The 22,097-nt window shown below is 72.4% G+C and carries 24 protein-coding genes and 1 tRNA gene; 14 read left to right on the forward strand and 11 right to left on the reverse strand.

The features are described 5' to 3' along the window. The first annotated feature begins 40 nt into the window (after positions 1 to 40). From AC1MBW_RS11995 to AC1MBW_RS12020, 6 genes are all read left to right on the forward strand, one after another. Positions 41 to 1,309, forward strand: coding sequence for a glutamate-5-semialdehyde dehydrogenase (locus AC1MBW_RS11995; protein ID WP_480024615.1), 1,269 nt, complete (start codon positions 41 to 43; stop codon positions 1,307 to 1,309). Between the two features lie 38 nt (positions 1,310 to 1,347). Continuing rightward, positions 1,348 to 1,569, forward strand: a complete 222-nt coding sequence (locus tag AC1MBW_RS12000) for a hypothetical protein (protein WP_043597092.1) — start codon at positions 1,348 to 1,350, stop codon at positions 1,567 to 1,569. Between the two features lie 17 nt (positions 1,570 to 1,586). Then, a complete protein-coding gene (gene nadD / locus AC1MBW_RS12005; RefSeq protein WP_082383319.1) occupies positions 1,587 to 2,213 on the forward strand; it encodes a nicotinate-nucleotide adenylyltransferase in 627 nt (208 codons plus the stop codon). Further along, positions 2,210 to 3,424 carry a hypothetical protein gene (locus AC1MBW_RS12010; RefSeq protein ID WP_480024616.1) on the forward strand — a complete coding sequence of 405 codons (1,215 nt, stop codon included), beginning with the start codon at positions 2,210 to 2,212 and terminating at the stop codon, positions 3,422 to 3,424. Before nadD ends, AC1MBW_RS12010 begins: the two co-directional genes overlap by 4 nt. 62 nt (positions 3,425 to 3,486) lie before the next feature. Next, a complete protein-coding gene (gene rsfS, locus AC1MBW_RS12015; protein ID WP_480024617.1) occupies positions 3,487 to 3,900 on the forward strand; it encodes a ribosome silencing factor in 414 nt (137 codons plus the stop codon). Between the two features lie 372 nt (positions 3,901 to 4,272). Beyond that, positions 4,273 to 4,348, forward strand: a tRNA-Ala gene (locus tag AC1MBW_RS12020). Between the two features lie 195 nt (positions 4,349 to 4,543). Here the strand turns inward: AC1MBW_RS12020 and AC1MBW_RS12025 are convergent. Genes AC1MBW_RS12025 through AC1MBW_RS12055 form a run of 7 tightly spaced genes read right to left on the reverse strand, consistent with a single transcriptional unit; the run spans position 4,544 to position 11,850 of the window. Next, a complete protein-coding gene (locus AC1MBW_RS12025) occupies positions 4,544 to 5,998 on the reverse strand; it encodes an 8-oxoguanine deaminase (protein WP_480024618.1) in 1,455 nt (484 codons plus the stop codon). Further along, positions 5,995 to 7,044 carry an adenosine deaminase gene (gene add, locus AC1MBW_RS12030; RefSeq protein WP_480024619.1) on the reverse strand — a complete coding sequence of 350 codons (1,050 nt, stop codon included), beginning with the start codon at positions 7,042 to 7,044 and terminating at the stop codon, positions 5,995 to 5,997. Before add ends, AC1MBW_RS12025 begins: the two co-directional genes overlap by 4 nt. After that, entirely contained in the window at positions 7,041 to 8,075 is a 1,035-nt protein-coding gene (locus tag AC1MBW_RS12035) for a nucleoside hydrolase (RefSeq protein ID WP_161805504.1), read from the reverse strand. The genes add and AC1MBW_RS12035 overlap by 4 nt, the downstream gene beginning before the upstream one ends. Beyond that, positions 8,072 to 8,968, reverse strand: a complete 897-nt coding sequence (locus AC1MBW_RS12040; RefSeq protein ID WP_054145986.1) for an ABC transporter permease — start codon at positions 8,966 to 8,968, stop codon at positions 8,072 to 8,074. Before AC1MBW_RS12040 ends, AC1MBW_RS12035 begins: the two co-directional genes overlap by 4 nt. After that, entirely contained in the window at positions 8,968 to 9,882 is a 915-nt protein-coding gene (locus AC1MBW_RS12045; protein ID WP_054145987.1) for an ABC transporter permease, read from the reverse strand. The genes AC1MBW_RS12040 and AC1MBW_RS12045 overlap by 1 nt, the downstream gene beginning before the upstream one ends. Next, on the reverse strand, positions 9,875 to 10,723 hold the full coding sequence (locus AC1MBW_RS12050; protein WP_054145988.1) for an ABC transporter ATP-binding protein: 849 nt from the start codon (positions 10,721 to 10,723) through the stop codon (positions 9,875 to 9,877). Before AC1MBW_RS12050 ends, AC1MBW_RS12045 begins: the two co-directional genes overlap by 8 nt. Then, complete coding sequence (locus AC1MBW_RS12055) at positions 10,720 to 11,850, reverse strand: ABC transporter substrate-binding protein (protein WP_054145989.1); 1,131 nt, start codon at positions 11,848 to 11,850, stop codon at positions 10,720 to 10,722. Before AC1MBW_RS12055 ends, AC1MBW_RS12050 begins: the two co-directional genes overlap by 4 nt. A 118-nt stretch (positions 11,851 to 11,968) precedes the next feature. On the opposite strand from AC1MBW_RS12055, the gene AC1MBW_RS12060 reads away from it, so the two are divergent. Together AC1MBW_RS12060 and AC1MBW_RS12065 are read left to right on the forward strand one after the other, a co-directional pair. Beyond that, positions 11,969 to 12,568, forward strand: coding sequence for a TetR/AcrR family transcriptional regulator (locus AC1MBW_RS12060; RefSeq protein WP_054145990.1), 600 nt, complete (start codon positions 11,969 to 11,971; stop codon positions 12,566 to 12,568). Between the two features lie 68 nt (positions 12,569 to 12,636). Continuing rightward, positions 12,637 to 14,037 (forward strand): NtaA/DmoA family FMN-dependent monooxygenase, encoded by a 1,401-nt coding sequence (locus AC1MBW_RS12065; protein WP_052505346.1) that lies wholly within the window; start codon positions 12,637 to 12,639, stop codon positions 14,035 to 14,037. Between the two features lie 13 nt (positions 14,038 to 14,050). Here the strand turns inward: AC1MBW_RS12065 and AC1MBW_RS12070 are convergent, their stop codons facing one another. Then, positions 14,051 to 14,788 (reverse strand): HAD family hydrolase, encoded by a 738-nt coding sequence (locus AC1MBW_RS12070; protein ID WP_480024620.1) that lies wholly within the window; start codon positions 14,786 to 14,788, stop codon positions 14,051 to 14,053. A gap of 163 nt (positions 14,789 to 14,951) precedes the next feature. On the opposite strand from AC1MBW_RS12070, the gene AC1MBW_RS12075 reads away from it, so the two are divergent. From AC1MBW_RS12075 to AC1MBW_RS12085, 3 genes are all read left to right on the forward strand, one after another. Then, complete coding sequence (locus AC1MBW_RS12075; protein WP_235451007.1) at positions 14,952 to 15,668, forward strand: YflT domain-containing protein; 717 nt, start codon at positions 14,952 to 14,954, stop codon at positions 15,666 to 15,668. A gap of 128 nt (positions 15,669 to 15,796) precedes the next feature. Beyond that, positions 15,797 to 16,036, forward strand: coding sequence for a hypothetical protein (locus tag AC1MBW_RS12080; RefSeq protein ID WP_054145992.1), 240 nt, complete (start codon positions 15,797 to 15,799; stop codon positions 16,034 to 16,036). Between the two features lie 68 nt (positions 16,037 to 16,104). Beyond that, positions 16,105 to 16,557, forward strand: coding sequence for a MarR family winged helix-turn-helix transcriptional regulator (locus AC1MBW_RS12085; protein WP_054145993.1), 453 nt, complete (start codon positions 16,105 to 16,107; stop codon positions 16,555 to 16,557). A gap of 22 nt (positions 16,558 to 16,579) precedes the next feature. On the opposite strand, the gene AC1MBW_RS12090 is transcribed toward AC1MBW_RS12085, so the two are convergent. After that, entirely contained in the window at positions 16,580 to 16,891 is a 312-nt protein-coding gene (locus tag AC1MBW_RS12090) for a hypothetical protein (RefSeq protein ID WP_043596011.1), read from the reverse strand. Between the two features lie 337 nt (positions 16,892 to 17,228). Further along, positions 17,229 to 17,963, reverse strand: a complete 735-nt coding sequence (locus AC1MBW_RS12095; RefSeq protein WP_082383680.1) for a FadR/GntR family transcriptional regulator — start codon at positions 17,961 to 17,963, stop codon at positions 17,229 to 17,231. A 214-nt stretch (positions 17,964 to 18,177) separates the two neighbouring features. Between AC1MBW_RS12095 and AC1MBW_RS12100 the strand changes: the two genes are divergently transcribed. The 3 genes from AC1MBW_RS12100 (at position 18,178) to AC1MBW_RS12110 (ending at position 21,490) form a co-directional block, all read left to right on the forward strand. After that, positions 18,178 to 19,569 (forward strand): GntP family permease, encoded by a 1,392-nt coding sequence (locus tag AC1MBW_RS12100; protein WP_480024621.1) that lies wholly within the window; start codon positions 18,178 to 18,180, stop codon positions 19,567 to 19,569. 107 nt (positions 19,570 to 19,676) lie between these two features. Further along, the gene (locus tag AC1MBW_RS12105; RefSeq protein ID WP_480026110.1) at positions 19,677 to 20,162 is read left to right on the forward strand and encodes a gluconokinase; all 486 of its coding nucleotides are present in this window, start codon (positions 19,677 to 19,679) and stop codon (positions 20,160 to 20,162) included. 125 nt (positions 20,163 to 20,287) lie between these two features. Beyond that, the gene (locus AC1MBW_RS12110; RefSeq protein WP_480024622.1) at positions 20,288 to 21,490 is read left to right on the forward strand and encodes an alcohol dehydrogenase catalytic domain-containing protein; all 1,203 of its coding nucleotides are present in this window, start codon (positions 20,288 to 20,290) and stop codon (positions 21,488 to 21,490) included. Between the two features lie 67 nt (positions 21,491 to 21,557). On the opposite strand, the gene AC1MBW_RS12115 is transcribed toward AC1MBW_RS12110, so the two are convergent. Then, positions 21,558 to 22,097, reverse strand: a complete 540-nt coding sequence (locus AC1MBW_RS12115) for a GNAT family N-acetyltransferase (protein ID WP_480024623.1) — start codon at positions 22,095 to 22,097, stop codon at positions 21,558 to 21,560.

Genomic DNA, 22,097 nt, shown 5'->3' on the forward strand with positions numbered 1-22,097 from the left:
CGGCCTCGCGGGACGGGGGAGCGGCGCATAGGCTTCGTGCATGTCGCTCATCGATGCCCCGGCCCCGTCGCTCACCGACAAGCTGACCGCCGCCAAGGCCGCCTCGCGCGTGCTCGCCACCGCGACGGCCGACCGCAAGGACGCGGGGCTGCGGGCCGTCGCCGCCGCCCTGGTCGCGAACGTCGACCGCATCGTCGCGGCCAACGAGCTCGACCTGGCGAACGCGCGCGAGAACGGCGTCGGTGCGTCGCTCCAGGACCGCCTGCGGCTCGACTCCGGTCGACTGGCCGGGCTCGCGTCGGCCACCGAGCTGGTGGCCTCGCTCGTCGACCCGGTCGGCGAGTCGGTGCGGGGCAAGGTGCTGCCGAACGGGCTGCGCCTCGACCAGGTCCGCGTGCCGTTCGGCGTGGTGGGCGCGATCTACGAGGCCCGGCCCAACGTGACGGTGGACATCGCGGCGCTCGCCCTGAAGAGCGGCAACGCGGCCGTCCTGCGCGGCGGCAGTGCGGCGCAGCAGTCCAACCGCGTGCTGGTCGAGGTCATGCGCGAAGCCCTGGCCGAGGTGGGACTGCCCGCCGACGCCGTCGTCACCATCGACGAGTTCGGCCGCGACGGGGCCGCCGAGCTGATGCGGGCGCGCGGGCTGGTCGACGTGCTGATCCCCCGGGGCAGTGCCGAACTGATCGACACCGTCGTCCGCGAGTCGACGGTGCCGGTCATCGAGACCGGCGCCGGGGTCGTCCACGTCTTCCTCGACGCCAGCGCCGACGAGGGCTGGGCCGTCGACATCGTGCAGAACGCCAAGGTGCAGCGGCCGAGCGTGTGCAACGCGCTCGAGACGCTGCTCGTCCACCGCGAGGCGGCGGACCGCCTGCTGCCCCCGGTGCTGGGTGCCCTGCGCGCCTCCGGGGTGACGATCCACGGCGACGAGCGGACGCTCGAGGTCTTCCCCGACGGGGTCCCGGCGACCGACGACGACTGGGCGTCCGAGTACATGGGCCTCGACCTCGCGGTCCGGGTCGTGGACGACGTCGACGAGGCCATGGCCCACATCGCCCGGTGGTCGACCCACCACACCGAGTCGATCGTGACCGCCGACCTGGCGACCGCCGAGCGGTTCCTCGCCGAGGTCGACAGCGCGGTCGTCATGGTCAACGCCTCGACCCGCTTCACCGACGGAGGCGAGTTCGGCTTCGGGGCCGAGGTCGGCATCTCGACCCAGAAGCTCCACGCCCGCGGACCGATGGGGCTCACCGAACTCACGAGCACCAAATGGGTCGTGCGGGGCCAGGGCCAGGTGCGCGGGTAGACTGACCGACGATCGTCACCGCCTGAACGGGAGAACCCATGCTCGACGCCTCGCTGCTGCTCGCCGAAGCCCACGAAGAACTCGCACCGCTGATCGCTCCGGCCCCGGTCATCGCCGGCGTCTTCGCCATCGCGTTCCTCGTCCTCGGCTACGTGGTCTTCAGCTACCGCGACGTCGCCAACCGTTCGCTGCGCAAGGCGAACAAGCTCGACCACCACGACGGTCCGATCGACGAGTTCGGTCACCCCGAGAAGCACTGACCGCCGAGGCCACCGAGATGGTCGTGACGGGCGCCACCGTGCCCGACGGCGAGGGCGTCAGGCGACCCCGCGTCGGCATCATGGGCGGCACGTTCGACCCGATCCACCACGGGCACCTGGTCGCGGCCAGCGAGGTCGCGCAGTCGTTCCACCTCGACGAGGTCGTCTTCGTGCCGACCGGCCAACCGTGGATGAAACCCGAGGTCAGCGAGGCCGAGCACCGCTACCTGATGACGGTCATCGCCACGGCGTCGAACCCGACCTTCACGGTCAGCCGCGTGGACGTCGACCGTGAAGGGCCGACCTACACGATCGACACCCTGCGCGACATCCGTCGCCTGCGTCCGACGGCCGAGCTCTTCTTCATCACCGGTGCCGACGCCGTGGCCCAGATCCTCGACTGGAAAGACGTCCAAGAGCTCTGGGACCTCGCCCACTTCGTCGCCGTCTCGCGTCCGGGGCACGACCTCAGCGTTAGCGGTTTGCCCGAGAGCGACGTAAGCTTGCTCGAAGTCCCCGCACTGGCCATCTCGTCGACCGATTGCCGCGCCCGGGTGGGTCGAGACTTTCCGGTGTGGTACTTGGTCCCCGACGGCGTCGTCCAGTACATCTCCAAGCACCATCTGTATCGGAGCGTTTCATGAGCACGTCCGACGGTCAGCCGCCCCTCACCCGGCGACAGATCCGCGACCTCGAGCGAGCCCGCGAGGGCGGTCAAGCCATCACCGGCGCTGTGCCCGTGGTGCCCGCTTCGACCTCCACGCCCGCCCCGCGCGCTGCCGCAGGCTCGACGGGCGACGTGCCGCTGCCGACGCCGGTGCCCTCGTCCGCTGCGCTGCGCGACGTCCCGCCCCCCGCACCGGGTTCGGTCGTCGACCCCGGCACCGGTCTGACCCGCCGACAGATGCGTGCCCTGCGCGACGCCAGCCAGACCCGCGACGCCTCTCCCGTGCCTCTGCAGGCCCCGGCCCCCGAACCCCGTCGTCCGCTGGCCGACGCGCTCAACACGGTCGACGAGATCGCTCCCGCCGCCGACCGTCCGGTCTCCTCGCCCGGCGCGGCCGTTCCGGCTCCGGCAGCGGTCCGCCCGGCCTCGGCGCCCGTGCCGTCCGCTGCGTCGGACGATGACGACGACTCGTCGGCCGCCGCCCCCGGGCCCCGCCGCACGGGTGCCGCCCCCACGGTCCCTCCGGTGTCCTCGACCCCCACGCCGACGTCGACGCCCACGGTCTTCCCGTTCGCGTTGTCCGACGAGCAGGGCCGCAGCGGACAGGGCTCGCCGAGCGCGCCTCCTGCCCCGTCCCGCTCCGGGGCGTCGACGACGCCGCGCCCGTCCGGTGCCGCTTCGGCGCCCGAGCTGCGGGACGAGCCGTCCGACGCGGCGCCGGTCGTGCCGCTCGGTCACTGGTCGACCCAGTCCGACGAACCCGACGCGCAGTCCGTCCCCGGCCGTCAGCTCGGCACCAGCACGGGTCAGCAGAACGCCCTGATCCTCACCGACGCGCAGGTCGCCGACGTGACCGGGGCCCTCAACGCGACCGGCGAGATCATCATCACCGGCTCGATCGACTTGCCGCGCAGCCTGGCGTCGACCGGTTCGCAGGCCCGGATCGACAACTCCGACATGGACCGCATCCTCGAGCAGGGCGACGCCGAGCAGGCGTCTAGCGACGCCGAACCCGTGCGTGCCAGCCGGGCCATCAGCACGCACACGTCCACGCGGGCCGTCGTGCTGGCCGCGTCGCAGCCCAAGGGCAACCACCTGCCGCTGATCCTCGGCATCTCGGGCGGCGTCGTGGGCCTCGGTATCATCGGCTTGATCATCGGTGGCTTCGCCACCGGGGTGCTGGGCTGAGGCCCGACCCACCCGAACCGACCCCGGTCGGCCCGCATCACCACCTACCCCCTAAGGAACACGTGACAGCCACCCCTCGTGCCATCGAGCTGCTGCAGATCGCCGCACGCGCGGCCGACGACAAGCAGGCCGACGACCTCGTCGCCCTCGACGTGTCCGGCCCCCTGCCCCTGACCGACGTGTTCCTGCTGGCCACGGGCCGCAGCGAACGCAACGTGGTCGCCATCGCCGGCGAGATCGAGGACAAGATGCTCGAGGCCGGCGTCAAGACGCTCCGCCGCGAGGGTCGTGCCGAGGGCCGTTGGGTCCTGCTCGACTTCGGTGACGTCGTCGCGCACGTCTTCCACGACGAGGACCGTCAGTACTACGCGCTCGAGCGCCTCTGGAGCGACTGCCCGACGATCCCGCTCGACGTGCTGACCGAGTCAGCCACGACGCCGACTGAGGTCGCCGTCGACGCACCGGCCGAGGCTTAGTCGGCCCGCGCCTCCTCCGTTTCGCCGCGTCGGCGAGACGTCACGACATGCCGCTCACCTCTCGAGGTGAGCGGCATCTGTCATCGCCCGGGGCATCCGCCAGGTGGTGGGCACCACGCCAGGAGACGAACACTGCGCCAGGTTTTCGCCTGGTGCCGTGACCACATCCTGGCGTCGTGACCGGTCCGAGTCCGTCCACGCGCCACCACGACGTCGTGTGGCGGGTCGACCAGCGCCGGAGGGATGCGCGTCGGTCAAGCCAGGACGCATACCGGTCGACTCGGGAGGGGGTGAACTTGCGGCCCCGAAAAGTGTAGTAATGTAGACGAGTTGCTTCCGACGGGGTGAAAACCTCACAAGAGCGACAGTTCTGGGTCTGTGGCGCAGCTGGTAGCGCACCTGCATGGCATGCAGGGGGTCAGGGGTTCGAGTCCCCTCAGATCCACCAGAACCACCGAAAGCCCCTCCTCGCGAGGGGCTTTCGTCGTTGTCGGGCCGTCTCTTCGAGGGCGACGGTGCCGACGCCGCCACGAAGTGAACACCCCGCCACGACATTGCGTGGCGGGGTGTTCATTTCGTGGCGCGAAAGCGGGCGGGGCAGGCCCGGCACCCGTGACGACGGGCGCAGGAGGCGCGGGTCGCGTCAGACGCGGGCGCGCAGGTCCGCCGACGCCCGGGCCGCGCCCTCGGCGAGCAGACCCTGGTCCGCGTGCACGAGCTCGCCGTCCCTCACGACCGGGTCGCCCCCGACCCAGAGGCGGGCCAGCGGCGGCATCGAGGCCAGCCCGAGGGCGGCCACCGGATCGGCGATGCCCGCGAACTCCACGCCGTCGACGCGCCAGAGGGCGAGGTCGGCGAGCTTGCCGACCTCGATCGAGCCGAGGTCGGCGTCCCGACCGAGCACGCGGGCGCCGCCCATCGTCGCCAGGCGAAGGCCCTGCCGGACCGAGAACGCGTCCGCGCCCGAGCGCAGGCGCCCGAACAGCACCGCCTGCCGGATCTCGGTGCCGAGCTGCCCGGACTCGTTCGACGCGGCACCGTCGACCCCGAGCCCCACGGGGGCCCCCGCGCGCAGCAGGGAGGCGATCGGGGCGATGCCCGCGGCGAGACGACCGTTCGACGAGGGGCAGTGCGCCACACCCGTCCCCGTCGCGGCGAACCGTCCGATCGCGTGGTCGTCGAGGTGGACGCAGTGGGCCATCCAGACGTCGTCGCCGAGCCAGCCGAGGTCCTCGAGGTACTGGGTGGGCGTGCGGCCGAAGCGCTCGAGGCAGAAGGCGTCCTCCTCGACGGTCTCCGAGCCGTGGGTGTGCAGCCGGACGCCGAGCTGTCGTCCGAGCACGGCGGCCTCGCGCAGCAGGTCGGGGGTGACCGAGAACGGCGAGCAGGGCGCGATCGCGATCTGGACCCGCGCGTCACCGGACGGATCGTGGAACCGGGCCACCGCCTCCTGACTGGCACGCAGCGCGGCGTCCGTCGTCTCGACGGCGAAGTCCGGGGGCAGGCCGCCCTGCGACCGACCGAGGTCCATCGAGCCGCGCGTGGCGTGCAGGCGGACGCCGACCGTGGCGGCCGCCCGGACGATGCCGCCCAGGAGGTCGCCGGCACCGGCCGGGAAGACGTAGTGGTGGTCGCCGACGGTCGTGCAGCCCGACCGCGCCAGCACGGCGATCGCGGCGGCGGCCCCGGCCTCGACGAGCGGCTCGTCGATGCGCGCCCAGGTCGGGTAGAGCGCGACGAGCCAGTCGAACAGGATCGAGTCCTGCGCGATGCCGCGGGTCAGCCACTGGTAGAGGTGGTGGTGCGTGTTCACCAGGCCGGGGGTCAGCAGGTGACCCCGGCCGTCGACGCGCTCGACCGGGATCGGCGCTGCAGCCGGCGCTGCCGAACCGAGGACCGACCCGGGTGCGGCGAGCCCGGCCGTGCACCACGCGGGGGCGGGCCCGGGCCCGACCGCGACGATGCGTGACCCGTCGACGACGACGTGCCCGCCGGCGTGCTCGGTGTCGTGGTCGTCGACCGTCGCGACGTGGGCGTTCTCGACGACGAGCCGCCGGGTCGGCGCCGCCGAGGCGGAGGCGGAGGCGGGTGCCGTCACGCCGCCAGCCACGCCGCGATCTCGGCCGCGGCCCGCGCCTTCAGCTCCGCCGACGCCCCCGAGCACTCGATCGAGCTCAGCGCGCACGCGGCGAGCTGCTCGTCGGACAGGCCGAGGGTCGTGCGGGCCAGCTCGTACTCGGCGAGCACGCCGGGCCCGAACAGGATCGGGTCGTCGGCGTTGATCGAGCACCGCACGCCGGCCTCGACGAGGCGCTTCAGCGGGTGGTCCTCGATCGTCGGGATGACCGAGAGCAGCACGTTCGAGGTGAGGCACACGTCGAGGCAGACGCCCTCGGCGGCCAGGCGTGCCATCAACGGCTCGCTCTGCACGGCCGTCACGCCGTGCAGGACGCGGTCGGCACCCAGGACGTCCAGTGCCTCCTCGATCTGGTCCGGCCCGGCGAGCTCACCCGCGTGCGGCGTCGAGAGCAGGCCCGCGTGCTTGGCGATGCGGAACGCCTCCTCGTAGCGGGCCGCCGGGTTGCCGCGCTCGTCGTTGGCGAGGCCGAGCGACACGACGCCGCGGTCGGCGTACGCGGCGGCCAGGTGGGCCAGCTCGTTCGCGGCCTCGACGCTCTCGGTGCGGTCGACCGTGATCATCAGGCCGACCTCGACGCCCCACCGCTCACCGCTCTCGGCGCAGGCCGCGAGCATCGCCCGCAGCGAGGCGTCGAGCGACCCGAAGGTGGCGACGTAGAACTGCGGGCTCGCCCCGAACTCGACGTAGGCGACGCCCTCGTCGGCGCAGTCCTCGATCGCCTCGTCGATCAGGCGGAAGAGGTTCTCGCTCTCGGCGAGGACCACGAGCATGCCCTGGTACGTCGCGCTGAACTCGCTGAAGTCGCCGAAGCTGGTCGGCATCGGCACGATGACGCCCGACGCTGCCGCCATGTCGGCCAGCGAGTCCGGTCGGATCGCCGCCTCCATGTGCAGGTGCAGGTGTCCCTTGGGGAGAGCGCGCAGGTCGCGCACGACGGCGTCGGCGGGCGAGGGGGCGGACGCCGAGGAGGCGCGGGTGGCGTCGGCGGGGGAGGTGGTGGTCACGAGCGGGCTCCGTGGATCAGGGCGTCGACGAACGACGGCAGGAAGAGGTCGGTGTGGACGGCGGTGACCGCCGTCGTGTCGGTGGCCGGGTCGTGCGTCGACGGCTCGCCGGTCGGTACGGGGCCGTCCGGGTGCCAGTCGACCTCGTCGCCGTCGGCTGTGCGCATCACCCGGCCCCGCGTCGCGAAGCCGTCGTGGGTGATGCCGACGGGGCCGGTGACGCTGTCGGCGATCCACTCGGGGTGCACCATCAGCGCCGCGGCGAGGCCGTCGTGCACGGGGCTGACCCGGCGGCCCCAGGCGTTCCGGTAGAAGTCGAGGTAGGTCGCCAGGACCTCGGCGGCGAAGGTGCCGGTCGGCGTGCCCGAGTCGCGCAGCGCCGCGACGTGCGACTCGTCGGTGATGACCTGGGAGGTCGCGTTCACGCCGACCATGAGGCGCGAGGTCGCCGGGGCGGCGAAGACCTCGCGGGCGGCCACGCCGTCGTTCTGCACGTTCGCGTCGACCATGTCGGTGCGGCCGAGGGCCGGGAAGGGCCCGCTGCCACCCATGATCGTCACCGACCGGAACAGCGTCAGGAGGCGCGGTTCGGCCCTCAGCGCCAGGGCCACGTTCGTGAGCGGCCCCAGCGTGAGCAGGTCGATCTCGCCCGGGGACGCCCGGGCGACCTCGACGAGTCGCTCCGCCGCCGGGGTGTCGAGGAGCACGCGGGGGAGCGGCCGGTCGGCGACGACGTCACCGAGACCGTCGTGACCGTGCACGTAGTGGGCGATGTGCGCCTCCGCGTCCAGGGGGCCCTCGGCACCGCGGGCGACCGGCACCTCGTCGAGTCCGACGAGCCCGAGCACGTGTCCGACGTTGCGCAGGGCGTCGTCGACGACGCAGTTGCCGTAGACGGCCGTGATGCCCACGATCTCGACGTCGGGCTGCGCGGCGAGCCAGAGCAGGGCCAGGGCGTCGTCGATGCCCGTGTCGGTGTCGACCAGCACGCGGCGGGTCACGCTGCGGCAGGTCACGCTGGGGCCGGTCACGACGCGGTCGCCTTGCCGGCGTTGGGGCCCCACTTCGCGAGCACCGCCGTCTCGACGAACGTCGTGATCGTGTAGAGCACGATCGAGACGAGCGTGATGAGTACGACGATCGCCCAGATCTCGCCGTACTGCGACTGCGACTTGGCGGCCGTGATGGCCGCGCCGAGGCCCTCGTAGGTGAAGAGCCACTCGTAGAGCATCGCGCCGGTGATGGCTCCCGGCACGGCGATGCGCATCGAGGCGAAGAAGTACGGCAGGGCCGTGGGGAACGCGACCTTGCGCATGATCGTCCACCGGCTGCCGCCGTAGACCCGGATGAGGTCGACCGACTGCGCGCTGACCGAGCGGAAGCCGAGGCTCAGGTTGACCAGCAACGGGAAGAACACGACCACGCCGCCGATGAAACCGGCGGTGACGATCCCGTTGCCCAGCACGAGGTAGATGACGGGGGCCATCGCGAGCAGCGGCACGGTGCGCAGCAGCATGGCGATCGGCATGAACATGAACTCGACGGGCCTGATCAGCGTGAAGACGATCGCCACGACCAGCGAGCCGCCGACGCCGAACACGAAGCCGATCGCGGCGTGCCAGAGGGTCACGCCGAGCAGGCCGGCGATGTGCACCCGGTTCTCGGCCGCCGTGGTCTGGCTGAGCTCGGAGTCGACGAAGAACCAGCGGAACACGTCGGCCGGGGTCTTCGCGATGAACGCGTTGGCCTGCAGCACGACGATGGCGAGGTTCCACAGGATGCCGAGGATGATCGCCGAGATCGCGATCGTCAGCACGGTGCGGCCGATGCGCCGCAGGACGAACCGGGCCGTCGAGGAGGCGCTGGTCGAGTCCGCGGGGGCGGCGACGCGGGTGCCGGTGCCCGTGGGCAGGGTCGTGGCCATCAGAACCCCTCTCCGGCGCGGCTGTCGCCGGCCGACCAGGGCGTGACCAGTCGGCTGATCCGCCCGATGACGAAGTAGGCGATCCCCGCGATGCCGCCCGAGATCAGGGCCAGGGCCCAGAGCTTGACCGACGCCGCCGTGGCCTGCGCCGCGAGCAGCAGGATGCCGAGGCCCTGGTCGACGCCGATGAGGAAGTACTCGCCGAGCACCGCGCCGAGGAACGCGGCGGGTGCCGCCAGCTTCAGCGCCGCGAGGATGCTGGGCAGGGCGGCGATCAGACGGACCTTGACCAGCTGCGTCCAGCGCGAGCCGCCGTAGGCCGTGATCACGTCGAGCTGGGTCTCGCTCGCGGCCCGCAGGCCGAGCAGCGTGCCGATCACGGTGGTGAAGATCACGCTGAGCGCGGCCAGGAAGATCGACGTCGTCCGGCCGCCGGCGGGCGACATGAGCGTGACGATCGGCGCGATCGCGGTCAGCGGGATGCACGAGCAGACGACGGCGAGCTGGGTCGAGAGCCCCTCGAACCACGGCACGAGCAGCACGGCGAAGGCCAGTGCGAACGCGATCAGGTTGCCCCAGAGGAAGCCCCAGGCCGCGCTGCCGCCGGTCGCGCCGATGGCGCGCCAGTAGACGAGGTCGCTGAGGTCCGTGACGAGTTGGACGAGCACCTGGCCGGGCGGGGGCACCGACCCGGTCACCGAGAAGAGGGTGACGGCCACGACCTGCCAGATCGCGACGATCAGCACGATGCCGACGAGGGCGCCGACCCACGGCGGGGCCGCCGCCATCGAGCCGAGCACCGACCGTCGCTCACGCCCCCGGGCGGTCTCGGCCTGGAGCGCCACGCTCTGGCCCAGCTCCGCCTCGACCTCGCGCTCGGCGGTCTCGCGCGGCGACGTGTGCAGGTCAGTCATCGGCCACCGTCCCGTGCGAGCCGAACAGGATCTCCGAGATGCGGTCGACGTACGCGTGGAACTCCGGGGTGCGGGTCAGCTCGGGCAGGCGCGGTCGGGGCAGGTCGATCTCGACCACCTCGGCGATGCGGCCGGGCCGGGCGCTCATCACGGCGACGACGTCGGACAGGAACACGGCCTCGGCGATGCCGTGCGTCACCATCAGCGTGGTGGCGGGCTTCTCACCCCAGATGCGCAGCAGCTCGACGTTCATGCGCTGCCGGGTCATGTCGTCGAGCGCGCCGAACGGCTCGTCGAGCAGCATGATGGTCGGCTGCACGGCGAGGCAGCGGGCGATCGAGACGCGCTGCCGCATGCCGCCCGAGAGCTGCGCAGGCTTGGCCTTCTCGAAGCCCTTCAGGCCGACGAGGTCGATCAGGTCGTCGATCAGGCCGGCCGGGGGAGTGAGCCCGGAGACCTCGAGCGGCAACCGGATGTTGTTCTCGACGCTGCGCCAGGGCAGCAGGGCCGAGTCCTGGAACGCGATGCCCGTCTCGTGGCCGCGTTGCACCTCGGCCGCGGTCTTGCCGTTGATGACGACGCTGCCCGACGTGGGCGTCTCGAGCCCGGCCAGGATGCGCAGGATGGTCGATTTGCCGCAGCCCGAGGGTCCGAGCAGGCTGAGGAACGAGTCCTTCTTGGTGCCCAGGTCGATCTGCGTCAGGGCCTGCACGCTCTTCCGGCCGAGCTGGAACGACTTGGTCAGCCCCTGGATGTTGATGCCGGTGGCGAGTTCGGGTCGTCCGGCGGGGTCGCCCGTCGCCGTCGTGAGTGCGGTCGTGGTGCCGTCGGTCATGGTCATGCGGTGGGGATCGTGAAGGTCGTGATGAGGTCGGGGTTCTCTTCGTAGACCTCCTTGATGATGCTGAGGTCGAAGAGGTCGTCGGCCGACACGTCGGTGCCCATGGCCTTCAGCGAGGCGATGTTCTCGGCGACCAGCTCGTCGGTCATGGTGAACAGGCCGTTGGCGTTGACGTCCTCGGTGAGGATCAGGGTGTTCTGCGCCTCGGCCTCGGCGGTCTGCTCCTCGACGTCGAGGTCCTGGTCCTTGCCGTACTTCTCGGCGGCGTACTTCGCGCTCTGCTCCGGGTCCTTGACCGCGTCGGTCCAGCCCTTGATCTCGGCGACCAGGAAGGCCTTGAGCATGTCGCGCTCGTTGTCGATGGTCTCCTGCGTGACGGTGAAGGTCTCGGCGACGAACGGCAGCCCGTTGTCGGCGAAGCCCAGCACGACGGGGGTGAAGCCGTCCATCTCGGCGAGGATCGGCTCGTTCGTGATGTACGACATGTGCGCGTCGTACGCGTTGGTCTCGAGCGGGGCGATGTCGTACTGCGTGGCGACGAGCTCGACGTCGTCGAGCGTCATGTCGTTGGCCTTGAGGAAGCCCTCGAAGATCGTCTGGTTGCCGCCCGACTGCACGCCGATCTTCTTGCCCTTGAGGTCGGCCAGGGTGCGGATCGGCTTGCCCTCCTCGAGGGAGAGCAGGCAGAACGGGTTCTTCTGGAACGTCGTGCCGATGATCTTGAGCGCCGCGCCCTGCGCGACCGAGGGGCCGGTGAGCGAGGCCGACGACAACCCGACCTTGGCCTGTCCGGCGAGCAGCGCCTCCTCGGCTCCGGTCTGTCCGCCACCGGCCAGCAGCGTGACCTCGCTGAAGCCCGCGTCGGTGTAGTAGCCCTTCTCGGTGGCGAAGTACTCACCCGCGAACTCGATGTTCTTGATCCACGAGAGCTGCACGGCGATGGTGCCGAACGAGCCGCCGGACGCGGCCCCGCCGGACGCCGCGCCCGTGCCGGCCGACGAGTCGGTGCAGGCGGCGAGCAGGGCGGTCGTGCCCACGACGAGGGCGGCCGAACCGCCCAGGCGCAGGAACCCGCGGCGGTCGAGGGAGGAGTCGCGGAACGCGGGAGGAACGGAGAGAGGGCTCATGGGGGAACTCCTGAGGTTCGTTCGGGTGAGGTGTCGAAAAGCTAGACCCGGACTGTTTCATCGTCGTTTCGGTCGTGTTGCCGTCGTCGTCGACCTCGCGGGACGTTAGTTTCGGGGCATGGCCACCCGGGAGTCGTCCGAGAAGAGGGCCGAACTGCTCGAGCGCGTCGTCGACCACGTGCTCGAGAACGGGGTCGGCCAGCTCACCCTGCGCGCCCTCGCGACGGCGGTCGGCTCGAACAACCGCATGCTGCTGTACTACTTCGGCAGCCGCGAAGAACTGGTCGTGGCGGCGCTGCACGGCGCCGAACGGCGGTTCCCGGGCATCGTCGGGGTCGTGGACCACCTGGCCGGGCCGGACCTGCCGCTCGACCAGCGCCTCCTCGCCGTCTGGCGGACGGTGTCCGACCCGGTCAACCAGCCCTTCAACCGGCTGTTCTTCGAGGTGTTCGGCCTCGCGAGCTTCGACCGCGAGCGCTACGCCTCGCTGCTCGGCGACATCGGCACCGAGTGGGTGGGCCAGGTCGCGGCGGCGTACCGCGTCGAGGGCGTCGAGGAGGCGCGGGCCGAGTCGCTCGCGCACGAGACGGTCGCGCTCTGGCGCGGCTTCCAGGCCACGTTGCTCAGCGCCGGGTCGAGCGCCGCCGTCGACCGCGCGGCCGTCGACGCCACCGAGGCGCTCGTCGCGCGCGTCCGCGCCGCCGCCGTCGCCCGCTGACGGGCCACCCGTGTTAAGAGCTTGTTTCGGGGCTGGACTCTCGGTGAACCATCCGGTTCACTGACGGCATGAAGCAGATCCGTCTCGGTGTGTTCGAAGTCGCCGGCCCCCAGGTCGGCGGCACCCTCAGCTGGTCCCACCCGCGCAGCGACTCGCTCGGCTACCACGGGCTCGACCTGTGGATCGGCATGGCGAAGCTGCTCGACCGTGCGGGCTTCGACTTCCTGTTCTTCGCCGACGGGTTCGGCTACCCGTCGATCGACGGCGACCTCCCCGAGACCGCGGCCCGCGGGGGCATCAACTTCCCCGGCATGGACCCCGCCCTGCTGATCCCGACCCTGGCCCGCGAGACCGAGCGTCTCGGTTTCGTCGTCACCTCGTCGACCGGCCTCGACCACCCCGTGCAGTCGGCTCGCCGATTCGCCACGCTCGACCACCTGACGGGCGGCCGCATCGGCTGGAACATCGTCACGGGCGCCTCGCAGAACACCGTCGCCGAACTGTTCGGCCACGACGAGATGCGCGGCCACGACGCCCGCTACGACCAGGCCGACGAGTACGTCGACCTGGCCATGACGCTCTGGGAGGGCTGCTGGGAGGACGGCGCCTTCCGCGGTGACGCCGAGGCCGGCGTCCTCGCCGACCGCGACCGCATCCACCGGGTCGAGTTCGCCGGCGAGCACTTCCGCTCGTCGGGCTACTTCACGGTCGCCCCCTCGCCGCAGCGGACGCCCGTCCTGTTCCAGGCCGGCACGTCCGACCGGGGCCGCGCCTACGCCGCGCGCAACGCCGAGTGCGTCTTCGTCCAGGGGACGACGGTGCCGAAGACCGCGGCGAACGTCGCCGACATCCGGGCCAAGGCCGCCGCCCTCGGCCGTGACCCCGAGTCGGTCAAGATCATGGTCGGGCTGACCGTCACGGTCGCCCCGACCCACGACGAGGCCGTCGCCCTGAGGAAGGAGTTCGACGACCTGCAGACCGACGAGGTCGTCGCCGTCCTCTACGCGGGCAACACCGGCATCGACCTGCTCTCGCTCGACCCGTCACGCGACCTGACCCAACTGCAGGACGACGGCGGGCCCGTCGGGCAGATGGGGCAGAGCAACATCGACCGCTTCCTGCCGAAGGACGGCTCGCCGGCGCCGACCGTGCGCGAGATCCTCGACGACCTGCGCGGCAAGGGAACCCGCGGGCTCCAGCTGGTCGGCGACCCCGTCGAGGTCGCGGACGAGCTCGAGCGCCTGGTCGACGAGACCGACCTCGACGGCTTCCTGCTCGAGCCGATCTTCGGCACGGCCGACCTGGCCGACTTCGCCGACCTCGTCGTGCCCGAGCTGCGCCGCCGTGGCCGCATGCCGGCCGAGCCCGCGACGGGCACTCTGCGCGAGCAGATGCTCGGCCGTCCCGGGCCGCACCTCTCGGCCGACCACCCCGGCGCACGCTTCGCGGTGGTGCCGGCGACGGTCTGAGGTCGTCCTCGGCTCAGGAGGCGCGGGTCGCCCAGGCGCGGATCGCCGGGTACAGCTCGGGCAGCGTCGTCGCGCGGTGCGTCGGCCGGGCGTCCGGGGCGGGGAACCGCTCGACGAGGGCGGTCGGCGATCCCTGGGCCGCGGCCGGCTCGAGGTCGTTCGGCCAGATGTCGCCCACGCTGAGCAGACGGTCGGGCCGGTCCTCGAGGCCCGCGTCAGCCCGGAGCCGGTCGAGCACGGCGGGCAGCCCGGTCGGCTTGCGCGCGTCGGTGACGATCTCGTCGACGCGGTCGGCGAGCCCCAGCCGCTCGAGCGGTTGCACGACGCCGTGCTCGGGGGAGTTCGTGACGAGCACCACGTGCACGGTGTCGGGCAGCGAGTCGAGCAGCTCGGCGAGTCCCTCGGGTGCCGTGGTCTCGAGACGGCCGTCGGCCAGGGCCGCACGGGCCCCGGCGTAGGCGGCCGAGCGGGCCGCGTCGTCGACGCCCAGTGCCCGCGAGACCCGTTCAGCGACGACGTACCCGTCGGGGGAGCCGTCGGCATGCGCGATCGCCTCGTCGACCCCGGCCGGCTCGTCGTCGACGGGGCTGCCCACGAACCGGGCCAGCACCGCCTCGACCAACCGGAGCGGGTGCTGTTCGTCGGTCGCCGTGAGGGCCTCGTCGAGGAGGCGCGCGTAGGTCAGCACGGGACCGTCGCCCAGGCAGACGGTCCCGTCGAAGTCGAGCACGAGGACGTGGGAGGTGGTCATCCCCCGATCCTGCCCCACGAGACGTGGGTCGGCGGGTCGTCGCCGCGACCGGAGCGTGCGGAGGGGCCGTGGTGCGGACGGCGCGACTGGGAGCACGCCAAGGAATGCTGTGGGCCGACTGTGCATTCCCTCCGCGTCGACGCGGGCGCGATAGAACGGGAGCATGAGCAACGAGCAGGACACCACGCCCACCCCCGACGACCGCCCGCGGCCCGCGTACGGCGAGTACGCGCCGCAGGGCACCGGGCAGCAGCCCGCCGGTCAGCCGGCCTCGCCCGACCAGGGGCAGCAGCCGGGGCAGGTGCCCGGTCAGCAGGGTGCGCCGTACGGCCAGCCCGGCTACGGCCAGTCCGGTCACGGTCAGGCCGGGCCGCAGGCGACCCCGACGACGGGCACGCCCGGCCCCGGTGGCATCGGTGCTTTCGCCGGCGCGGGCTACCCCCAGGTGCTGGCCTCGTTCACCAAGTACGAGGACGCCCAGTCGGCCGTCGACCTGTTGTCCGACGAGGGGTTCCCCGTCGAGAGCGTCTCGATCGTCGGGCACGACATCCGCACGGTCGAGAACGTCTCGGGTCGGCTGACCTCGGGCAAGGCCGCCGGACGCGGTGCCGGTGGCGGTGCCTGGTTCGGTCTGCTGCTCGGACTGCTGTTCGGCATCTTCGCCCCGAGCGCTGCGTGGATCGGCGTGCTGCTCGTGGCCGTCGGCCTCGGTGCGCTGTGGGGTGCCCTCTGGGGCTTCGTCGGCCACAAGATGCTGCGCGGCCGTCGCGACTTCTCGTCGGTCCGCACCATGGAGGCCGGCCGGTACGAGGTGCTGGTCCGCGGCGAACTCGCCGCCCGGGCGCACCAGACGTTGGCGCAGGGTCGCAAGATCGCCTGACCGGCGCCACCCGCGCCTCCTCGGTTCCGCCGTTCCGCGCCCGCTCCGTTCGTCGAGGCGGGCGCGGACGTGCGTGGTCGGGTGGTCACCCTGTCGTTGGTGCGCCAATCGTTGGTAGGCTGACGATCATGACGAGACCTGAGCGGCATCACGATCACGGCAGCAGGTTCGGCGACCTGGTCGAGCGCATGAACGCCCGGCTGCGGCCCTACATCGGCGGCGCTCAGCTGGGGTTGAAGAACGAGGCTCCGGTGGTCGCGCCGCAGCACGGTGGGGTCTGCCCGCTCTGCGGTGCGCCGATGGACGAGCACGTCGTCGACAGGACGGGCGTCCGCACCATGGTGCACTGCCCGGCGCCGCGGGCATGAGCGCCGCCGGTGCCCCAGGCGTGAGTGCCGCCGGTGCCCCGGGCGTGAGTGCCGCTGGTGCCCCGTGCGTGGGTGCCGCCGAGGTCGCGGACCCGCTCGAGCTCGAGAGCCAGATCTGCTTCGCACTCTCGGTCGCGTCGCGGGGGGTCGTGGCGGCCTACCGTCCGGTGCTCGAGCCTCTCAGGCTGACGCACCCGCAGTACCTCGTCATGCTGGCCCTGTGGCAGCACGCACCGCTCTCGGGTCGTGAGCTCAGCCGTCTGCTGCGGCTCGACCCGGGCACGCTCAGTCCGCTGCTGAAGCGGCTCGAGGCCCAGGGGCTGTTGACCCGAGGGCGACGGGCCGACGACGAGCGGGCGTTGTCGATCGAGCTGACCCCGGCGGGTGCCGCGTTGAGGCGCGAGGCCGAGAGCATCCCCGGGCGCATGATGGCGCGGCTCGGGCTGACGCACGACGAGCTCGTCGTGCTGCACCGCACGATGACGAAGTTGATCGTCGCGGCCGACGCCGAGGGCGACTGACCCCGTCGGTCTCCGGCGCGCCTCAGCGCAGCGGCGCGGGCACGGTCGCCGAGCGCGACCACACGACGTCGACGGTCCGTCCCAGGACGCGGGTCGCGATCTCGCCGGCCAGCGCCTCGCGGAAGTGCGTCGCGGCCCGCTCGTCCGAGACGACGACGTCGACCCGGAGGCCCGCGAGCTCGTCGGTCACCAGAGCCGGGCCGTCGGCGAAGCGCACGAGGTACTGGTGGTCCTTCACGGGCACGTTCTCGTAGTGGTCGCGGAGGCTCTTCTCGAGCAGGCGGACCGAGTGGATTCCGTCCTTCGGCTTCACGAGGGCGCTGAGCGAGATCATGCGTCGATGCTGCACCCCGGGGGCGACCGGGGCGTGAACGGGACGTGACGGGCGCCTGTGCGTTCGCCGCGCCTCCTCGGTGCGTCGGCCGTGCGCGGCGGGCGGGCGTGAGGGCCGCGTCGCACCCGGGGCCCGGTCGAGCTGTGCCGATCCCGACCGGTCGCAGCGCGCGAGGCGTGCCGAACCCGACACGAACTGCTCGACACGCCGTCCGGGAGGGGCCTCGGGCCGCGTGTCGTCACTCGGCTGTCGCGAAATGCACGGGCGGGCCGGGGTCCCGGGGTGGGGGGAGAGGGGTGAAGGAGTGCCGAGCCAGGGGCGGGGCAGGAGGTGCGGGTCAGGGGGCGGGGGAGCCGCCGGACTCGGCGACGAACTCGTCGACGGTCGTGTCGATCAGCTGCCACGAGCGGGAGAAGGCGGCGTCCGCGTCGCCGGACCGGATCGCCAGGGCCAGGTCGAGGTGCAGCTCGGCCGCCGCGGGCGTGTACCCGGTGATGGTGAACCGGCGCTCTTCGGTGCGGGTGCGCAGCAGGGCCTCGACGGTCGAGGCGAAGTGCCCGATCACGTCGTTGCCCGAGCCGCGCAGCACGGCGGTGTGGAACGCGACGTCGGCCTCGAGGTAGGCGCGGCCGTCCCCGGACTCGGCGGCCGCCACCATGGTGCGCGCCGCGTCCTCGACGGCCGAGGCCTGGTCGGGCGTGAAGGCCAGGGCGCTCAAGCGGGCCGCGACCGGCTCGAGGCCGAGTCGTAGCTCGAGCAGCTCGCGCATCTGGACGAAGTACTCGGGGCTGCGACCCCTCCAGAGGATGATCTGCGGGTTCATGAGGTCCCACGAGGTGCGGGGGAGCACCTGCGTGCCGATGCGCTGGCGCGGTTCGACCATCCCGAGCGACTGCAGCACCCGCAGGGCCTCGCGCAGCACCGATCGCGAGACGGTGAACCGGGCCGCGAGGTCGTCGAGGTTCAGGGTGGAGCCCACGGCGAGCCGGCCGTCGACGATCTCGGTGCCGAGGACGTCCACCACGCGGGCGTGCAGGCCGCGTTCTCGTGATGCGGAGAGACCGGGTGTCATCGTCGACTCCTAGGGGAGAGAGGTGCGGAAAGGCGGGGTGGCGCGGTCGTGGTGACTGTGGCACACTCCATAAGTCTGATTATTCACACTAATCAGACTCGTCCGCGAGACAAGACTGCCAGACATCCGTCGGGCGCAACCGGACGACAACCCCCCGGGCTCCGGCCCACGACGAAGAGGTCGCAGTGAAGCGTCCTCGGAAGGACGCGACGGAATGCACCTCCTCGCTGCGGCGACCGCCGCCCCCACGCCCTCGGGCACCGACGCGCAGTTGATCATCGCGGCCCTCGTGGGCATCGTCGTGATCGTCGGCCTCATCACCTGGCTGAAGGTCCACCCCTTCCTCGCGCTGCTGCTCGGCGCCGTCGGGGTCGGCATCGGCGCGGGCCTCGCCCCGGGCGACGCCGTCACGAGCTTCGGCACCGGCTTCGGCTCGACCATGACGAGCGTCGGCATCCTCATCGGACTCGGCGCGATGTTCGGCAAGCTGCTCAGCGACTCGGGCGGAGCCGACCGCATCGTCGACACCCTGATCTCGCGCTCGTCCCAGAAGGCACTGCCCTGGGTGATGGCCCTGATCGGCGCGCTGATCGGCCTGCCGATGTTCTTCGAGGTCGGCCTCGTGCTGCTGATCCCGGTGATCGTGCTCGTCGCCCGCCGCTCGGGTCTGCCGCTCATGCGCATCGCGATCCCGGCGCTCGCCGGCCTCTCGGCGATGCACGCCCTCGTGCCCCCGCACCCCGGTCCGCTGCTCGCCGTGTCGACCGTCGGTGCCGACCTCGGTCTCACCCTCGGCCTCGGCGTGCTCGTGGCCATCCCCACCGTGATGGTGGCCGGGCCGCTCTTCTCGAAGCTCGCCGCGAAGTGGGCGCCCGTGCCGGTGCCCGACCTCTTCGTCTCGAAAGAGGAGGACGGCGGCGAGGGCTCGGCGCGCACACGCCCCAGCTTCGCGAACGCCCTGGTCGGCATCCTGCTGCCCGTCGTGCTCATGCTCGCCCGATCGATCCGCGAGGCGGCACTGCCGACGGCCACGGGCACCTGGGTCGACCTGCTCGAGTTCCTCGGGACGCCCATGGTCGCGCTGACCGTCGCCGTCCTCTACGCGATGGTCTTCTACGCCCGCGCCGGGGGCATGGACAAGGCCGCCGTGTCGAAGACGCTCGGCTCGTCGCTGCCCGACGTCGCCGGCATCCTGCTGATCGTCGGCGCCGGCGGCGGGTTCAAGCAGGTGTTGATCGACACCGGCATCGGCACCGTCATCGGCGACGCCGTCTCGGAGTCGGGCGTCAGCGTCCTGCTCGTCGCCTGGGTCGTCGCGGCCCTCGTGCGCGTCGCCACGGGTTCCGCCACCGTCGCCACGGTCACGGCCGCCGGCATCATGGCGCCCCTCGCCGCCGACATGTCCACCCCCGAGGCCTCGCTGCTGGTGCTCGCCATCGGTGCCGGCTCGGTCTTCCTGTCGCACGTGAACGACGCCGGCTTCTGGCTCATCAAGGAGTACCTCGGCACCACGGTCGGGCAGAACTTCAAGACCTGGAGCCTGATGGAGTGCGTCCTCAGCCTCACGGCCCTCGCCGGGGTCATGCTCGCGAGCGTGTTCATCTGATGCCCGTCCTCGAGAACGCGGACCGCGCCTCCTCGGGCTCCGCGACGACTGCAGGAGGCGCGGTGCCGGCGGGCGGGCCCTACGCCGCCGATCCCGTGCTCGTCGTCATGGGCGTGTCGGGTTCGGGCAAGTCGACGGTCGCGGCCCTGCTCGCCGAGCGGCTCGGCTGGGACTCGTACGAGGGCGACGACCTGCACCCCGACGAGAACGTCGCGAAGATGGCGGCCGGCACCCCGCTCGACGACGACGACCGGGCACCCTGGCTCGACACCGTCTCGTCCTGGATCGTCGAACACGCCATGGCGGGCGTGCCGGGCGTGATCACCTGCTCGGCGCTGAAGCGCAAGTACCGCGACGTGCTGCGCGAGCACAACGTCGTCTTCGTCTACCTGCGCGGCAGCCGCGACCTGCTCGGCGACCGCATGGCCGCCCGTGAGGGCCATTTCATGCCGACCACGCTGCTCGACTCGCAGGTCGCGACGCTCGAACCGCCCGAGGCCGACGAACGCCACGTCGTGGTCGACGTCGGTCGATCGCCCGAGGACGAGGCCGACGACGTGATCCGGGCGCTGGGACTGACGCCGGTCGCCTGACCCGACCCGCGCCTCCGGCCGCTCGGCGCGTTCACCCGGTGGACGCCGGGGGTTCGCCGAGCCGCCACCCGCCCTGCCTAGGCTCGTGGCGTGCACCGGAGGCCGGGTGCGAGGGGTGGGGGACGATGTCGAGGGCGACGCAGGCGGGGCGGCTGCGGGTCGACCCGATGCGCCCCGTGCTCGACGGCCGCGACGTGTGCCTGGACCCGCCGGCGACGGCACAGGTCTGGCTCGGCACCGGGCTCGGCTTCAGCGAGATCGCGGTGCCCGGGGTGCGCCTGGCGCGCGGGGACGCCCTCGTCACCGTCGAGCTCGCCGCCTCCGGCCCGGACGAGGTGCTCACCCTCGTCGGCCGTGGTGCGGCGTCCCTGCCCGTGGTGCCGGGCGGCTCGGCGGTCGGGCGGGTCGTCGAGGCCGACGAGCACGCCCGGGCCCGCGACGGCCGACGGCTGCGGCCCGGCATGCGCGTCGTCTGGTCCGGCACGGTGGCGTGCGGGCGGTGCGTCCCGTGTCATCGGGGTCTGACCTCGGCGTGCGTCTCGGGCGAGCGGTACGGGGAGGAGCGCACGCGGCGCAGCTGGCAGCTGTCGGGCGCGGTCGCGAGCCACGTGCACCTGCGCCGGGGGACCGCCGTGGTGGTCGTCGCCGACGACGTGCCTGCCGCCGTGCTCGCCCCGGTGGCTGGAGTGACCGCGACGGCCGCGGAGGTGCTGCACCGCGCCTCCTCGGTGCTCGGGCTCTCGGGGGTGCCGTCGCTCGCGGGTCAGGTCGTCGTCGTGTCCGGCGCGGGCGCCGTCGGACTGGTCGCGACGGCGATGGCCGCCGACGCCGGGGCGCGCGTCGTGGTCGCCGACCCCGAGGAGGCGCGGCGCGAGCGGTCGCGCGCGTTCGGCGCCGTCGCCGTGGCCGACCCCGTGGCGTCGACCGGGTCGCACGCCCTCTCGCGGGTGCTCGCCTCGGTCGACCGGTCGGGACGTCACCGCACGGTCGGGCTCGCGTTGGACGGGGTCGCCGGGGTGTCGGCCCTGGTCGGACAGGTGGCCGTCGGGGGAGTCGTGGTGCTGGCGGGGGTGGCGGTCGGCGGTCGGGAGGTGAGCGTGAGCGGCGCCCGGCTGGTCGAGGGGCTCGTCACGGTCACCGGCGTGCGCGACGCCGAGCCCGAGCGCTTGGATGAGGGCGTGGCGTGGGCGTCCGAGGCGTGGCGGCGGTGGCCGCTCGAGTCGCTCGTCGGCCGGACGATCCCGCTGGCCGAGGTGGGCGAGGCGTTCGCCGCGGCGGGCGCGGACGACGGGCTGATCGGGGTCGGCGGCGTGTCCACCACGCGATGAACCCCGTTCCGCACGGCGCACCCCGTTCCTTCGTGGTTCATGGCTCGGAACGGGGTTCCCGGTGGTGTCAGGAGGCGCGGCTCAACCGGTACAGGACGTGCGGCCGCAGCGCGTGGCCGGGCGGCAGCGCGGGGTGCTCGAAGTCGTCGGCGGGGTCGTGCGTCATGCCGAGGCGGCGCATCACGCGGCGGGACGGTTCGTTGACCGCCGCCGTGAAGCTGATCAGGCCGGGCAGGTCGGCACCGGTCGGGTCGAACGCGAAACGGACGGCCTCCCGGGCGGCCTCGGTGGCGAAGCCCTGACCCCAGGCCTCGCGGGCGAGGCGCCAGCCGATCTCGACCTGCCCGACGAGCGCCGGATCGAAGGTCGGGCGGGACAGCCCGACGAAGCCGACGAAGGCCGCCGAGTCGCGACACTCGACGGCCCACAGCCCGAAGCCGTCGGCCTCGATCGCCGCGTCGAGCCGATCGACCATGGCGTCGCTTTCGGGACGCGTACGGGTCGCGGGGAAATATCGCATCACCTCGGGGTCGGCGTTGAGGGCCGCGAACGGCTCGCGGTCGGACTCGCGCCAGCGGCGCAGCAGCAGGCGGTCGGTGGTGAGCAC

The organism is Frigoribacterium sp. AP1, from assembly GCF_056680555.1.

Bases quoted from the DNA above. Each gene is read 5' to 3' on its own strand.
- AC1MBW_RS11995 (WP_480024615.1), top strand. From the start codon at position 41: ATGTCGCTCATCGATGCCCCGGCCCCGTCGCTCACCGACAAGCTGACC.
- AC1MBW_RS12000 (WP_043597092.1), top strand. From the start codon at position 1,348: ATGCTCGACGCCTCGCTGCTGCTCGCCGAAGCCCACGAAGAACTCGCA.
- nadD (WP_082383319.1), top strand. From the start codon at position 1,587: ATGGTCGTGACGGGCGCCACCGTGCCCGACGGCGAGGGCGTCAGGCGA.
- AC1MBW_RS12010 (WP_480024616.1), top strand. From the start codon at position 2,210: ATGAGCACGTCCGACGGTCAGCCGCCCCTCACCCGGCGACAGATCCGC.
- AC1MBW_RS12040 (WP_054145986.1), bottom strand. From the start codon at position 8,968: ATGGCCACGACCCTGCCCACGGGCACCGGCACCCGCGTCGCCGCCCCC.
- AC1MBW_RS12045 (WP_054145987.1), bottom strand. From the start codon at position 9,882: ATGACTGACCTGCACACGTCGCCGCGCGAGACCGCCGAGCGCGAGGTC.
- AC1MBW_RS12050 (WP_054145988.1), bottom strand. From the start codon at position 10,723: ATGACCATGACCGACGGCACCACGACCGCACTCACGACGGCGACGGGC.
- AC1MBW_RS12055 (WP_054145989.1), bottom strand. From the start codon at position 11,850: ATGAGCCCTCTCTCCGTTCCTCCCGCGTTCCGCGACTCCTCCCTCGAC.
- AC1MBW_RS12060 (WP_054145990.1), top strand. From the start codon at position 11,969: ATGGCCACCCGGGAGTCGTCCGAGAAGAGGGCCGAACTGCTCGAGCGC.
- AC1MBW_RS12065 (WP_052505346.1), top strand. From the start codon at position 12,637: ATGAAGCAGATCCGTCTCGGTGTGTTCGAAGTCGCCGGCCCCCAGGTC.
- AC1MBW_RS12070 (WP_480024620.1), bottom strand. From the start codon at position 14,788: ATGACCACCTCCCACGTCCTCGTGCTCGACTTCGACGGGACCGTCTGC.
- AC1MBW_RS12075 (WP_235451007.1), top strand. From the start codon at position 14,952: ATGAGCAACGAGCAGGACACCACGCCCACCCCCGACGACCGCCCGCGG.
- AC1MBW_RS12080 (WP_054145992.1), top strand. From the start codon at position 15,797: ATGACGAGACCTGAGCGGCATCACGATCACGGCAGCAGGTTCGGCGAC.
- AC1MBW_RS12090 (WP_043596011.1), bottom strand. From the start codon at position 16,891: ATGATCTCGCTCAGCGCCCTCGTGAAGCCGAAGGACGGAATCCACTCG.
- AC1MBW_RS12095 (WP_082383680.1), bottom strand. From the start codon at position 17,963: ATGACACCCGGTCTCTCCGCATCACGAGAACGCGGCCTGCACGCCCGC.
- AC1MBW_RS12100 (WP_480024621.1), top strand. From the start codon at position 18,178: ATGCACCTCCTCGCTGCGGCGACCGCCGCCCCCACGCCCTCGGGCACC.
- AC1MBW_RS12105 (WP_480026110.1), top strand. From the start codon at position 19,677: ATGGGCGTGTCGGGTTCGGGCAAGTCGACGGTCGCGGCCCTGCTCGCC.
- AC1MBW_RS12110 (WP_480024622.1), top strand. From the start codon at position 20,288: ATGTCGAGGGCGACGCAGGCGGGGCGGCTGCGGGTCGACCCGATGCGC.